General features: G+C 50.8%; 10 protein-coding genes. 9 read left to right on the top strand and 1 reads right to left on the bottom strand.

Annotation, left to right across the window (positions count from 1 at the left end):
• Positions 1-105 precede the first annotated feature (105 nt).
• From ABD852_RS22840 to ABD852_RS22805, 8 genes are all read left to right on the top strand, one after another.
• Positions 106-651: an NUDIX domain-containing protein gene (locus ABD852_RS22840; RefSeq protein WP_345033105.1), complete on the top strand. Its 546-nt coding sequence runs from the start codon at positions 106-108 to the stop codon at positions 649-651.
• A gap of 3 nt (positions 652-654) precedes the next feature.
• Positions 655-1,272 carry a LysE family translocator gene (locus tag ABD852_RS22835; RefSeq protein ID WP_345033103.1) on the top strand — a complete coding sequence of 206 codons (618 nt, stop codon included), beginning with the start codon at positions 655-657 and terminating at the stop codon, positions 1,270-1,272.
• Positions 1,273-1,369: 97 nt separating this feature from the next.
• Entirely contained in the window at positions 1,370-2,212 is an 843-nt protein-coding gene (accD, locus tag ABD852_RS22830; RefSeq protein WP_345033101.1) for an acetyl-CoA carboxylase, carboxyltransferase subunit beta, read from the top strand.
• A 36-nt stretch (positions 2,213-2,248) separates the two neighbouring features.
• Positions 2,249-2,707: an SsrA-binding protein SmpB gene (gene smpB / locus ABD852_RS22825; RefSeq protein ID WP_345033099.1), complete on the top strand. Its 459-nt coding sequence runs from the start codon at positions 2,249-2,251 to the stop codon at positions 2,705-2,707.
• A 108-nt stretch (positions 2,708-2,815) separates the two neighbouring features.
• On the top strand, positions 2,816-3,316 hold the full coding sequence (locus tag ABD852_RS22820) for an HNH endonuclease (RefSeq protein ID WP_345033097.1): 501 nt from the start codon (positions 2,816-2,818) through the stop codon (positions 3,314-3,316).
• A 138-nt stretch (positions 3,317-3,454) separates the two neighbouring features.
• Positions 3,455-4,765, top strand: a complete 1,311-nt coding sequence (locus ABD852_RS22815; RefSeq protein ID WP_345033096.1) for an MFS transporter — start codon at positions 3,455-3,457, stop codon at positions 4,763-4,765.
• 61 nt (positions 4,766-4,826) lie between these two features.
• Positions 4,827-7,178 (top strand): DUF7133 domain-containing protein, encoded by a 2,352-nt coding sequence (locus ABD852_RS22810; protein WP_345033094.1) that lies wholly within the window; start codon positions 4,827-4,829, stop codon positions 7,176-7,178.
• 700 nt (positions 7,179-7,878) lie between these two features.
• Positions 7,879-12,207 carry an Ig-like domain-containing protein gene (locus ABD852_RS22805; RefSeq protein ID WP_345033093.1) on the top strand — a complete coding sequence of 1,443 codons (4,329 nt, stop codon included), beginning with the start codon at positions 7,879-7,881 and terminating at the stop codon, positions 12,205-12,207.
• A gap of 75 nt (positions 12,208-12,282) precedes the next feature.
• On the opposite strand, the gene ABD852_RS22800 is transcribed toward ABD852_RS22805, so the two are convergent.
• Entirely contained in the window at positions 12,283-12,987 is a 705-nt protein-coding gene (locus tag ABD852_RS22800) for a class I SAM-dependent methyltransferase (protein ID WP_345033091.1), read from the bottom strand.
• 164 nt (positions 12,988-13,151) lie between these two features.
• On the opposite strand from ABD852_RS22800, the gene ABD852_RS22795 reads away from it, so the two are divergent.
• Positions 13,152-15,059, top strand: a complete 1,908-nt coding sequence (locus ABD852_RS22795) for an alpha-amylase family protein (RefSeq protein WP_345033090.1) — start codon at positions 13,152-13,154, stop codon at positions 15,057-15,059.
• Positions 15,060-15,168 lie beyond the last annotated feature (109 nt).

The following is a 15,168-nucleotide window of genomic DNA, read 5'->3' as shown; positions in this document are numbered from 1 at the left end:
TCCTTATCCCGGCCCAAAATAGCACGGTTTAGTCAATTCTGCTTGGGGAGCAGCATTATATTGCACTATTTTGCGTCAAAAAACACCATTCGGATCAAAAGCACTATGTCCAACGGAAACAACTGGAAGACCCTGCGGGAAAAGACCGTCTATGAAAACGCCTGGTTGTCGCTTGAGCACCACGACGTGATTACGCCCACGGGAAGCGAGGGAATCTACGGTGTGGTAAAGTTCAAAAATAAAGCGATAGGCATCGTACCGGTCGACAAAGAAGACAACATTTACCTGGTAGGGCAATTCAGGTATCCGCTCAACGCCTATAGCTGGGAAATTCCCGAAGGAGGCGGCCCCTTGAACGAAGCGCCCCTCGAAACTGCAAAAAGAGAATTGAAGGAAGAAACGGGGCTGGTCGCCGGAACCTGGCAGGAGCTGGGCAGAATCCATACTTCCAACTCGGCCACTGATGAGGAGGGTTTTCTTTTCCTGGCGGGTGACCTCCAGCAATTTGAACAGGAAACTGAAGAAACGGAAGAAATAGAAGTTCGGAAAATTCATATTTCCGAGGCTGTACAAATGGTTATGCGTTCGGAAATTACCGATTCGCTGTCCGTGTGCGGCATCCTGATGGTAGCGCGGCTGAAAGGTTATTAGAGCATGATAGCAGCTGCACTTTTCGGTATATTGACCGGTATCCTGTTGTGCTCCACATTCGGGACCGTCTTTTTTTCACTGGTCCAAACCAGTGTAGACAATGGATTCAGAGATGCATTGAAAATAGTGGTCGGCGTCATTATTTGCGACATCATATTTGTCTTTTTCGCCATTTACGGCACTGCCAGCCTGCCCAACATCCCGCATTTTGAAAAATGGCTTGGCGGAACCGGGATTGTTTTCCTGGCCGCGCTCGGATCCATCAACATCCTGAAAGGCCAGCCCAAGCTGGTGTATCCAACGACGCGGGTCGGAAATTTTGTTTACTATTTCACCACAGGATTTCTGCTGAACGGTCTCAACCCGGTAAATTTCATCAGTTGGGTTACACTGGCCACCTATGTCCGCTCATCATTGCATTACGACCACAACCAGGTCCTGATTTTCTTCGCAGCCAGTCTCCTGGGCGTATTCGTCACCGAAAGCCTGATTGCCTACTTTGCGAAACGATTCCAGCGGCTTTTTACCCCCCGTCGTATCCTCATTTTCAACCGGGTAACAGGAGCGGTCTTCCTGGCAATTGCCGGCCAGCTGCTCTACAGCGTATTCCTGAAAGGATGATTATCGCCGGGAGCTCCTCTGGTTTAAAACCGGGCGCGCTTGTCAGGCTTTCTCTAAAACTAACTATATTTGGCACTCAAAACACCTAAAATCGGTTATGTCTTGGTTTGTTAGAAAGGAAAAGGGGATCAATACTCCGACGGAGATGAAAAGGGAGGTACCCGACGGGCTCTGGTACAAATGCCCGGAATGTAAAAAAGTAACTCCTGCCAGAGAGCACAAACTAAACGCCTATACCTGTCCGTACTGCAATTACCATGACAAAATAGGGTCGGAAATTTATTTCGAGATCCTTTTCGATGAGGGTGAGTTCAAGGAACTCAATCCTGATATGCGTTCTGCAGACCCGTTGGGCTTTGTTGATACCAAGGCCTACCCGGACAGAATCAACGCCACAATTCAAAAAACCGGTCTTAAAGACGCGGTTCGCACCGCTACCGGCAAAGTAAACGGGCGCGAAATGGTAATTGCCTGTATGGATTTCGGCTTTATCGGGGGCTCCATGGGCTCTGTTGTGGGGGAAAAAATCGCGCGTGCAATCGATCACAGCATCAAGAAAAAACTTCCTTTCCTGATGATCTCACGTTCAGGCGGTGCACGCATGATGGAAGCCGGCCTTTCTTTGATGCAAATGGCCAAAACATCCGCAAAACTCGCCCTGCTATCGGAAGCCGGGGTTCCTTATATCTCACTATTGACCGACCCGACTACAGGGGGGGTAACCGCTTCCTACGCCATGCTCGGCGATTTCAATATTTCCGAACCAGGGGCGCTGATCGGTTTTGCCGGCCCCAGAGTAATCCGTGAAACCATCGGGAAGGACCTTCCCAAAGGATTCCAGAAAGCGGAATTCGTCCTTGAACACGGGTTCCTCGATTTTATCGTCGATCGCAAGGAACTGAAAAGCAAAATTACTTCGCTGCTCGACATGATCCAGTAGCGGGGAGCCGCAACCCGCCCGTTAATGAATTGATCTATGCCGGAGAAAATCGCCAGGAACTTTAATATCGCCAACCGGCGTGCCGGCTTCGAATATTTTTTTCTTGAAAAATACGAGGCCGGAATGGTCCTTACCGGCACGGAAATAAAATCAATCCGTGAAGGAAAGGTAAACCTGCAGGATGCCTATTGCCTTCTCCTGGACGGTGAACTTTACATTCGCAACCTCCATATTTCACCTTATACGGAAGGTACCCACTACAACCACGAACCGCTCAGGGACCGCAAACTGCTGCTCACTAAAAGAGAATTAAAAAAGCTCGACTCGAAACTGAAGGACCAGGGACTGACCATCATCCCCATCAGGATCTTCAGCAGCGAAAAGGGGCTGGCCAAAATAGAAATCGCGCTCGCCAAAGGGAAAAAGCTCTATGACAAGCGCGATACGATAAAGGAACGCGACGTCAAACGCGAGACTGACCGGAACAATTTCTAGCCCTGGCATCCATCCGACATCTGTTAAGTGTTCTTTAATTTCAATTCCGACTGTTGTCGGGTTGGGAAAAAAAATCTTAACTTTAGGAAACTAACTCCTTGATGTTGTATGAGTTCGAAAGTGTTAGTACTAAATCAGGATTACAGTGCCTTTAATATTTGCTCCGTACCGAAGGCTTTTTTGTTGGTTTACCTGAACAAGGCCGAGCTGGTAACACAGGCCGAAGATCAGTTCCTGCGCTCAATCTCCCAATGCTATTTCTATCCTGTCGTCATCAGGCTGCACAAGTATGTACACCGCCCCTATAAAGGAGTGGTTATGACGCGACAGAACATTTTCAAACGTGACAGGAGTACGTGCCAGTACTGCGGAGCGAAAGACCACCTGACCCTGGATCACGTCATCCCGAAATCAAAAGGCGGTAAAAGTAACTGGGACAACCTGGTTACCGCATGCCAGCGATGCAATGCGCAAAAAGGCGATCTCTCTCCCGAAGAGTCGGGAATGTCGCTTAAACAATCGCCTTTCAAACCCACCTTCCTGATGTTTATCAGGGACTTTTCCGGGAGCTCCAATGAGAACTGGCTGCCCTACCTGGGGGCCAGGTAAGACCACGGGATGGTTATAATTAATCAAAAATTGGTGCATGAATTTGGATAAAATCAGTTAGTTTGTCGTCTTGTATAAAAAAGACCCATATCTGTCCCAAACAGGGACGTCTTCTAACAGATTTACATTTTACCAAACATGACCAATTCTTCCAAGGCAGGAAATTACCGCTGGTTTGTCTGCGGATTGCTGTTCTTCGCCACCACAATCAATTACATTGACCGCCAGATTATTGGTTTTTTAAAGCCTACCCTCGAGGTGGAATTTAACTGGACGGAATCGGACTACGCCCGGATTGTGATGATTTTTTCCGCCTGTTATGCGCTGGGGTTCCTGGTTTTCGGCAATTTCATCGACCGCCTCGGCTCCAAGATCGGCTATGCGGTTTCGGTAGTCGTCTGGAGCATCGCTGCCATGCTTCACGCTGCTGCAAAAACCACATTTGGGTTCGCTGCTTTCCGGGGGTTGCTGGGGATCAGTGAGGCCGGTAACTTCCCCGCTGCCGTCAAGGTAATTGCCGAATGGTTCCCGCAGAAAGAACGTGGATTGGCCACGGGTATCTTCAACTCCGGCACCAGCATCGGGCCGATTATCGCCCCTATTTTGATTCCGTGGCTTCTGGGCGCGTTCGGCTGGAAAGAAGCCTTCGTCATTACCGGTGCGCTGGGCTTCATCTGGCTGGTACTTTGGTGGATTTACTACGAAGTTCCTGCAAAACAAAAGAGGCTTTCCCAGGCAGAATACGACCTTATCCATGCCGGCCAGCCACCGGTAGAAACCCAGGGCGCCGCTGAAAAGAAAATTAAATGGAGCCAATTGCTCGGGCTTCGCCAAACCTGGGTCTTTATCGTAGGAAAGCTGCTTACTGACCCCATCTGGTGGTTCTTCCTTTTCTGGCTCCCCTCCTATTTTGCCTCCACTTTTGATCTCGATCTTAAAAAGCCCAGCATGCACCTTGCCGTGGTGTATTCTCTTACCACATTCGGCAGCATCGCCGGCGGATACCTTTCATCATCGCTTATCAAGCGGGGGTGGCCTGCACTCAAAGCCCGGAAAACCGTGCTGTTCATCGTGGCCGTAGTGGTACTTTCTATCCTGCTCATACGATTCGCAACCGACATCTGGACCGTTGTTATTCTTATTAGTATCGCCGCCGCCGCCCACCAGGCATGGAGCACCAATATCCTGACAGTAGTTTCGGACATCATCCCCAAAAATTCCGTCAGCTCCGTAGTAGGAATAGGCGGAATGGCGGGTTCGCTCGGTTCCACTATTTTTCCGCTGCTGGTCGGCTCACTCCTGGACCACTACAAGGCCATCGGCAATATCGGAGCGGGGTACAACATCCTGTTTACCATCTGCGGGCTCGCCTATTTTGTTGCCTGGGGAATCATCCAGCTACTTACTTCAAAAATGAAGCCGGTCGAGGAAGTATTGAAAGAGAAATAATTGATAGAAAACAACCAATCGGGAGTTGGCTCTCCCATATTCTGTGAAACCAGTGAGCTGAATGAATGATCGACCTAACCGGAGACGGATACGGAGTCTCTTTCTTTTGATCCCGGTACTTTTTACTACCACCCTATATTATTGTAAAACTGCTCAAAAAGGGCCGTCCGGGCAAACGGCGGGAAAAGATGGCGAAGGCTATAAAAGGCCCGACATCCCTTGGATGAAAGACTTCCTTAAATCCCCGGTTGTTGCGGCCGGCCAGTCGCTGAAAGAATTTACGCTGGAGGAAGGGTTTGAAATCTCGCTGGTGGCATCCGAGCCAATGGTTCAGACGCCGGTAGCAATGCTTTTTGATGCACGCGGCAGAATGTGGATTGCGGAAATGACCGGGTATATGCCGGATGTCTCCGGTACAGGGGAGGACCGCCCCAACGGAAGGATCGTCATCCTGGAGGACACCGATTCCGACGGCCGTCCTGACCGCCGGAAAATATTTCTTGATTCGCTGGTCCTGCCCAGGTCCCTTTGTTTTGTAGACAATGGTCTCCTGGTTGCAGAACCTCCCAACCTGTGGTTCTACCCGATAGAAAACGATCGCCCGGGAAAACGAACACTGGTGGATTCGGTGTATGCCGTTGGCGGAAATGTTGAGCATCAGCCAAACGGGTTGCTACGAACTGTAGACAACTGGATTTACAACGCTAAGTCGGCCAAACGATACCGGCGATACGGTGACGGCTGGAAGATAGAAAACACGCATTTCCGCGGGCAATGGGGGATTTCGCAAGACAACCAGGGCAGGCTTTACTACAACCACAATTCTGCTAACGTGCTCGGGGACAATTTTCTTCCGGGATTCGGGCACTGGAACGCGAACCAAAAGCGCCTGGCCGGCTACAACAACCCGATCGTGGCCAACAACCGGGTTTACCCTATACGGCCCACTCCCGGTGTAAACCGCGGCTATATGCCCGGTATTCTCGATGACAGCCTGCGTCTTGTAAATTTTACCGCCGCCTGCGGGCCGCTGGTCTATCGCGGTGATCTCTTTGATCCGGCCTACCGGACAAGTGTATTCGTTCCGGAGCCTTCCGCGAATCTCATCAAAAGGAATATCATTGACGAACAGGGGTTTCGGACACCGGGCAGGCAGGCGTATACCGGCCGCGAATTTCTGGCCAGTACCGACGAACGCTTCAGGCCGGTAGCCCTTTGCGACGCGCCGGATGGCGCGATGTATGTATTGGATATGGCACGCGGCATTATTCAACACAAAACCTATGTTACCCCCTACCTGCGCGGAGAAATCCAGGAACGATCACTCACAAATCCGTTGAATAACGGCCGTATTTACAAAATTACGCCCAAAGGCGCCGTTTCGCGCCCGCTTGCGGTCAACGCCGACACAGATGCGGAACTCGTAGCCCTGCTCGGCCATGCGAACGGCTGGATCAGGGACCATGCGCAACAAACGCTTGTTGATCAAAAAAGATTGGGCTCCGTACCGGCACTGAAAAAAGTAGCGGCAAGCAGTAAAAATGAAATCGAAATTATTCATTGCCTGTGGACCCTTGAAGGTTTAGGGAAAATTTCAACAGAAGAAGTGTTACCGCTGTATGACAGCCGGTCTTACCGGATGCGGGCTATGGCTTTCGGCCTGACAGCTTCTGTCCTTGATAAAAATAATTTCAGAACATTCGAAAAAATCTGGAGCAAATTACTGGCGGAGAATCAGACTGACGTATTTCCTTACCTCGCTTTCAGTATGCACGCCCTCTCGGGCTATGACCCGGTATTTGCTGCCGATATGCTTAAAAAACTGGCAGAGAAACAGCCTGATGATGCTTTTACGGCCGGCGCAGTCATCAGCAACCTCGAGGGAAAGGAAGAAAAATTTTTACAGGCATTGCAGGTAAGTGATACCGCGAGCATCATTGTCAGGCAGCTCAACGCAGCCATACAGAACGGGATAAGCCGGGCAGCCAGTCAAAGCAAAGCCATGCTTGCCAGTCAATACCCCCTTGGCGCCGAGTTTTATAACACGATTTGTCAGACCTGTCACGGTGCGGACGGCAACGGTATACCGAGCCTCGCACCGCCACTCAACCAGTCTGAATGGGTGAACGGCCGCAAGGACATCCTTACGGGCATCGTCCTGTTTGGTTTGACGGGCCCCGTGACAGTCAACAAACGGTTGTATCAGGCGCCTGAAATCAGCGGCGATATGCCCGGCATTGGTTATGATCCGGCTATTTCCAACGAACAGATCGCCCAAATGCTGAGTTACATAAGAAAATCCTGGCAAAACAACGCTGAACCTGTCTCGGCCGGAGAGGTAGAAGCTTTAAGAAAAAAATTCTCCGGTCGGGAAAAAGCTTTCACTACCAGCGAACTCGAACAAGCTTTTTAGCACGCATTCTGCCCGAAAAACAGATCCGGCAGAATGCTTTGCCTACATACATTCTACCGCGTCGAATAACCGCTTACTAAGAAATATACGCATTAAATAAAGATACCTATAAACAATCCTTTCAAGGATTTGCTATTTATTATAGATATTTTCTATATTTGACTCGACATATGTCTACATTTTTTTTGTAGATATTTGTCAACTTTCAACGTTCAATGTTATTAAAATATTTTCATAAGAATTCTTCGACATACCTTCATACCGAATTCCATTTCTATCAATAATAAAAACACTCAAACATGAAAAGCACAGCACCTATCCTTGAAAGACAGCTTTTACGCCCCTTGAATCTTCGGCGGGCCACGTAGGCTGCCGTAAAGTTCGAGGTATGATTACCTGATCAGATTTCTGAATAATTACAACATTAGTTTAAAACGATTGATTTTACCAGCTCTATCGATATCGAACCGGTAGCCGTAGAAAGCACTGAAACGGGTCAATATATTCTCGCCGTAGCAACGGGGAAACCCTATATATTACTCCGTTAACAGCCTCGCTTTTGTTACCCGGTCCTCCGGGTCGCGTTTTGAAGTTTTCACATTCTAATGACGTACAGTACGTACGTTATTGGGATTTTATTACCCATAACCACTTGAAACATCACAAATTCTCTATTGTTTGACTAAACAACTATTACGCTATGATCAACCATTTCCGAACAACGCGTCGGGCGAAAGATTTGATAAAATCCGCTTCGCTCGCAAATTATGTACTGTTATTCACACTGCTGCTATCAGTATTGAACGGTTTCGCGCAACAGAGCGCTCTGAATTGTAACACCGTTACCAATTGGACGGCGCCGACCTTCCCTACTTCCGCTACCTTTAGCCAGACGTCGGGGCACACCGGGACAGGATTGACGAACGCCGGCAATATCACCGACAATGATGCGTCTACCGGAGCCACACTGACGTTGGTATCGAGGAGATACAGCTCCGGTCTGAACGTATGCGGCCTGACCACAGATGCTGTCGTGCAGGTGGACATAAAGGATGCGGCAAACGACTACAACCGCGGAAACTATATCGGCGTCATCACTTCAAAAAACCCTTTGACGACTTTCGATTCATTTTCTCTGACGCTGCTGGATGCTTCAGGCAACCCGGTTGGATCGGCGCTTACCCCTATTGTAACCGATCTCGGCGGCGGTAATTACCAGGTCGGTGTTGTTACTCCTTCTCAAGCCGGTACGTTTCGTGGTATCAGGATTTCGGCTACTCTGAATGCTCCGAATGGACTGGCCTGTACTACGGGACTGGGAAGTGCCACAAACTCAGCCAACTTAGACATCCGTAGCGTTGCGCAGGTAAACTACTGTGCAAGCGACGACCTGGCCTGTAACACCAAAACAAGTCCTTATTTCCCGGCTTATAATGTAAGTGCTGGCAGCGGCCAAAGCGGTTTGCTTCCTAACCTTTTGACCTTTCTGGGGCTTCAGGGCATTAATAACCCGGGCAACCTGGTAACTGCCTCTACCACAGACTACGCTTCTTTCAGTTCACTTGCAGGCATCGACCTGGGGGCTCTTGAGGCACTTGGATTGTCTCTCTCCGGCGAACGATACGTTGCCGTCACTGATCAAATTACCAGCTATCCAGCCGGAACATTTGCCGGATTTGTCATTGAAAACAACAACCTCCTTTCTCTTTCTCTGTTGGGCAATTACCGGGTTGAATTATGGGATGGGGCCAACAAGGTGCAACAAGTTTCCGGATCAAGCCTGATGCTTTCAGGCGGGTTGCTTAGCGGAACCGGCCGCAAAACACTGGGCATTGTAGCCAATCAACCCTTCAATCAGGTTCGGCTCGTGGAAATCCCCTCCGCACTCGGCGTATCGGTAGCTGCGGAGACCCGAATTTACAACGCTGTTTTCCGGAAATTCTGTGAAGCTGACCCACTCGCCTGCAATACACCGGTAACGATAAGCGACTCCAACTACCCTGTTATGTTGAGCACTGCCAACACGGGCATAAGCGGAACCATCGGCGTTAACAACAACATTCTCGATGTGGACAACGTGCTGAACGCTGGCGCAACCCAGCCGGCTCAAATCGTTCTGCCCGTCGGTGTTGCTTCAACCGGTACTATTGCTATCAAAAAACAACTCTCAGACTTCCCTGCAGGTGCTTTCATCGGCTTCGATGTGTCGCGTCCGGTCCTGGCAGGCGTCGGTCTCCTCCAGGGATTCAAAATCAAAACCTTTAAAGGCGGCGTCGCCACCACTGACGAAGTGAGTGCAAATGCGCTTATTTCCGTCAATACCTCTATTCTTTCCGGGGTAGCACGGCAAACCATCGGGTTTATACCGACCCAGGCCTTCGATGAAATTCAGCTTATTGTGGAGCAGACAGGGGTTACTTTGGGAACCACCAGCGTTTATTCGCTCGCCATCCAGAAATTCTGTGCATCTACAGACCCGCTGGCTTGTAACAATCCTACCATGGCTTCTATTCCGGCCAACCCGGTTTACGTCAACGCCGCTAAAACCGGTGTCGACGCGTTGGTTTGTGCAGGTTGCAGTATCAATGACAGCCAGAATGTCATCGATGGCAGTGCTTCTACCTATGCCTCCGTTATACTTGCTGCCGGTGTAGCGGTTGACGCAACCCTGTCAGTAGCCAATGCAATTGAGACCTACCCTGCCAAGTCTTTCGTAGGTTTTGAAATCGGTACCGCCACCCTGCTTTCTGCAGACGTACTTTCTGCCATAGAAATCAAGCTGTACAACGACGGCTCGGCTACGCCGGTTCAAACCATTTCCTCTGCAGGTATGCTCCTGAGCGCTACAACCAGCCTCCTCGACAACGGGTTAAACCGGCAGTTGCTCGGCGTGGTATCCGACGTAGCCTTCGACGAAGCGCAGATTGTTTTCAAACAACCGGTTGCACTCGATTTGGGCACCATCAGGATTTACGGAGTAAAAGTAACCGGCAGCTGTCCTTCTCCGACTATCTCCTGCAACAGTAGCTATTATCTTAACCAAACTGCATTCCCGGTTTACATCAACCCGGCACGCACCGGGGCAAGCGGCATCGCAAGCGTCAGCCTGGGCGGAGTAAAAGATACCTGGAATGTCGTTTCTGCCTCCACCACCGACTACGCCCTGCTGACTGTTAACGGAAATGCCGATGTGCTCGCGCAGGCTTCTATTTCAGTAGTGGATGCACTCAACACCTATCCTTCCGGAACTGCGGCCGGCTTTACCATCGAAGTAGATCCTTCCCTGGTGAATGTCGATCTGCTGTCATCGCTCACAGTTGAAACCTATCTCAACGGTGCACCGGCCGGAAGCAGCGCTACCCTGGGCAACCTGATTGACCTGGAACTGCTTGGCCTCCCGATTTTCGGCACCGGCGCAGGATTCCTTAACGTGGGTTTCGTAGCAAGTCAGCCTTTTAACGAAATCAGGATTGTTGCCAACAGACCGGTATCTGCAAGCGTAATCAACGAAATCAAAGTATATGGCGCATTTGTCGATACCCGCACCTCAACCAGCGGAGGTAGCCTTGCTTGTCTCACTCCCAACCCGGACGTCAACGTGGCCTATATCAACAAATCGGTTCCGGGCAATGTCCGTACCAATGATGTAATCGGCTCCGGCCTGGTCGTAGCTTACGGTACTGCAGTAGCTGATCCGTCTAACCCTAACACCACAGCTCCTGCTATGGTATCTGACGGAACCTATACGTTCATGACAGTCAAAGAAGGGGTATACGTTTTTGAAGTCCCGGTATGCCCGGCTGGTCAGACAACAGACTGTCCTATCGGAACGCTTACAATTACTGTGCTTGACCCGGCCAAATCCAACAACCCGCCTGTAGCCAATGCCGACCTGGTCACTGTAACAGGAAAACAGTTTGCGCCGGTTCCCGCCAAAGCCATAGACGTTAAGGCCAACGATAAGCCCGGCAATAAAAACGGCGTGCTGGCCAATCTGTCTGTCAAGACCAACCCGGCCCACGGAACTGCCGTGATCGCGAGCGACAAGGTAGAATATACGCCCAATCCGGGATTTTACGGCACGGATGTCTTTACTTATGAAATATGTGAAACCCCGTCTGCGCTATGCCGCGAAGCCCAGGTCGTTGTAAACATTCTTCCTCCGGGCGCTTCTTCCGTAATTGCTACCGACGACTACGACAAGACTACGCCGGCCACACCGCTTACTGCCCTGACCCCTGGTGTATTGATCAACGACTGGGATGCCGCAGGAGGAAGTATTAACGTTACCAATGCCCGTGTATCGGGAAGTCTTAACGTTGCCTCTACCACGGTAACCAACGACGCAGGTACAGTAATCTTCTCACCGGACGGTTCCTACACCTATACGCCTGCAAACGGATTTGAAGGTACGGGTGTATTCCCTTACACTATTAATAACACAGGCGGCATGCCTGCCAGCGCTACCCTGTACATCTCGGTGTTCGACCCGAACTCCCTGCCTGTGAAGCTCGTCAACTTTGCCGTCAGCAAGGAAGGAGAAACTGCTCACCTATCCTGGGCAACTTCTGAAGAACTGAACAGCGACCGTTTTGAAGTAGAGCGCAGCCTCGAAGGTAAAACCTGGCACAAACTCGGCACAGTAGCGGCTTCCGGAAATACCAGCATCGGCAACCGCTATAAATACACGGATGCCGCTCCTGCAGAAGGCCTTAACTATTACCGGTTGAAAATGATCGACAAGGACGGCACCTTCGATCACAGCCCGATAAAAAGCGCTTCCTTCAAGTTCGCTTCGGAGATTCTCGTTACGCCTAACCCGGCAGTAGAAATTATCAAACTGAAGGTACGCGATGCCGGAAATGTCGAAAAAGTGGAACTGATTTCTACTACGGGACAAGTCCTCTACCAGTCAGGGGCCAACCCGCTGAACGACATCAGCGTCCGTCATCTTCCTACCGGCGTATATCTGCTGAATGTCACCAGAACCGGTGGACGGGTCTCTACGCACAAAGTGCTTAAAAATTAACGGGCGACTGTTTATTGAACAGCAGCCAAAAGAAAGGGCTCCCGATGGGAGCCCTTTCGTCATTTAGGTACCGGTTCAATTCCGGCCTGCAAGGATATAATTTATCGTCCGGTCTATCTTATCCCCGGTGTTGCTCAAAATGGTCCCGGTTTCGCTAAACTTACCCCTGATCACAAAACCAGCGTCGGCAAGGAGTTGGCCGGCGGTCTCCAAATTGTATAATTTAAACCCATGAGCGGTAAAGGGCAGTTTTTCCATAGATTCATCGTCCACAAATGCGAGACAAAACAGGCCGCTTTCCGTTTTGAGTACACGGCGTATTTCAGCAGCATAGACGGCCGGTTCTTCCCAGAAGTAGAGCGTATTAACGGTGATAATGCGGTCAAAGGCCTGATCACCAAAGGGCAGCTTCTGTCCGTCGGTCATCAGGAGCGCAATATTCCTGAGTCCCTGGTTGCGTGTGCAGGCCTCGTGAATCATCGTCTCTGAAATTTCCACTCCCGTATAGCAAATCCCCGGCCAACGGTGCATCACCTCCTGCAAATGCGCCCCGTTACCGGGTCCGAGTTCCAAAAGCTGCTGATCCGACGCCAGTTCGGAAAGCTCGAACGCCCTGACGATCATCTCCATATTGGCATGGTTCATGCTTACGGCAACCTTTCGGCCTTCGTCACCACTCGGACTCCGTAATTGCCGCGCAAGCTCCTGCCAGTCATTTTGGGGCGGGCTCCCTTCCTGCGCCGTGATGGGATCAATTGAAGTTTTCCGTTGTTCAGTCATAACAGCTTTTCAAAAAGTATAAGATACTTATTTAACGAAATCCCTGAAGTGCTAGTTTCCCTTGAAGTAAAATCCCGCTGACGGGCTTCACCGCCAAGAAATTGCCGGGTAAATCGGATCCGACGGATGCTTTTGTAAGCAACCAACCTTTATCCTTTTTCCATATGAAAGGGTCACTTTTAAAATTTGTCTTGTGCGGGTTCCTGATCACATGCAACGGTTTAGCGGAAACCCGGACCGTATCGGCGCAATCGTCACCCCCGACCCGGGAGGGATCTGATCCGAAACGGCTGCGGCGTAACGAAAGTTTTCTTGGCATTCATTTCGATTTTCACGCCGGTCCGACCGATCGGCACATTGGCAGCCGGACCACACCCGAAATGGTAACTTCCATTCTCGATAAAGTCCGGCCCGACTACATACAGATAGACTGTAAAGGACATCCCGGCTATTCGAGCTACCCGACAAAAGTCGGTAATCCCGCGCCCGGAATCGAAAAAGATGCTTTGCGGGTCTGGAGAAGGGAGACCGCCCGGAGGGGAGTGGGGCTTTTTATGCACTATTCCGGGGTATGGGACTCACGGGCCGTCGAGTTGCACCCGGACTGGGCCGTTACCAACGCGGACGGCAAAAAGAATAAGGACATCACCTCGGTTTTTGGCCCCTATGCGGACCAGCTGCTGATACCACAGTTAAAAGAGCTTGCCGGCGACTATCGCGTAGACGGTGTTTGGGTCGATGGAGAGTGCTGGGCGACCGTGCCCGACTATGGCGAGCGGGCAACCCGCCTTTTCCGCGAGGCAACCGGCATTTCAGATCCGCCCAAAACATCCAAAGATCCGCATTGGTATGAGTGGATGCAGTTTAATCGCGAAGCCTTCCGAAAATACCTCCGCCACTATGTAGCCGAGGTCCGGAGCGTTTATCCCGATTTTCAGATTTGCAGCAACTGGGCATTTACCGACCATATGCCGGAGGCGGTTTCTGTTCCGCTCAATTTCCTTTCAGGCGACTATGACCATCGGAACAGTGTCAATTCGGCGCGCTATGCCGGACGGTACCTGGTACATCAGGGCCTCCCCTGGGACCTTATGGCGTGGAGCTTTTCGCGCACCCCCAATCACGACAGCATTCCCTGGAAACAAAAGACAGCCGTACAGCTCAAGCAGGAGGCCGCCATCGTACTCGCGCTGGGCGGCGGCTTTCAAGCGTACTTTTCTCAAAACCGGGACGGGTCCATTAAACCGGGAGAAATGGAGGTAATGGCTGAAGTTGCGCAGTTTGCGCGGGAGCGACAACCATTCTGTCACCACTCGGTCCAAATTCCGCAAATTGGCCTCCTTTTTCCGACCGGCTCGTATCAAAAGGAAAGCGGCGGGCTTTTTACACGCAATACCGGTAACAACCGCCTGCGGGGTGTTCTGCAGGCACTTCTGGAAGGGCAAAACAGCGTGGATATCGTCAGTGAGGACATGCTGAACCGTAACATAAAAAAGTTTCCGCTTATTGTGGTACCCGAATGGCAGCAACTTTCGCGCGTGCTCTGTGAAGACCTCATCAGCTACGTAAAGGAAGGCGGATCGCTTTTGATCATCGGAAATGAAACGGCGGGCTTTTTCTCGGAATGGGCTGCAGCAGACGCCGGGAGTCCTACGACTTTCAAACGGCTGGGCAGCGGGCAAATCGGCATTATGCCAGACGCTTTCGGCCTGGAATACCTGAAAAACGGCAGCAAGGAAAAACGGGCAGTTCTTAATGACGCCGTGAAAGCGCTTTTCCCGGATCCTATCGTCCGTTCAGAAGGTGCAACCGATATAGATTTATCGGCCAGTATGCTCGGCAACAAACTGACGGTGCACCTCGTCAATACCTCCGGCCCCCATGACAAGGTTACTTATATTGAAAAAGTATCGCCCGCGGGCCCGCTGACACTTTCCATCCGAACAGGTAAAAAACCCGCCCGAATTACCCTCCAGCCCTCGGGAAAAAAATGCGGATTCCGTTTTGAAAACGGACGGGCCATTGTGAAAATTGATACGGTCCCGCTGTATGAGATCCTGGTGGTGGAATGAGGGGGAAGGGGAAATCGGAGGTCGGAAATCGGAAATCGGAGGTCGGAGGTCGGAGGTCGGAAGTCTGAAATTGGAAGTTGTGTGGAGGGATGGACGGGGGCCCGATTGG

This window comes from Ravibacter arvi (assembly GCF_039540405.1).
In the GTDB taxonomy this organism is placed as follows: Bacteria; Bacteroidota; Bacteroidia; order Cytophagales; family Spirosomataceae; genus Ravibacter; species Ravibacter arvi.
This window is presented reverse-complemented; position numbering and strand designations above follow the sequence as displayed.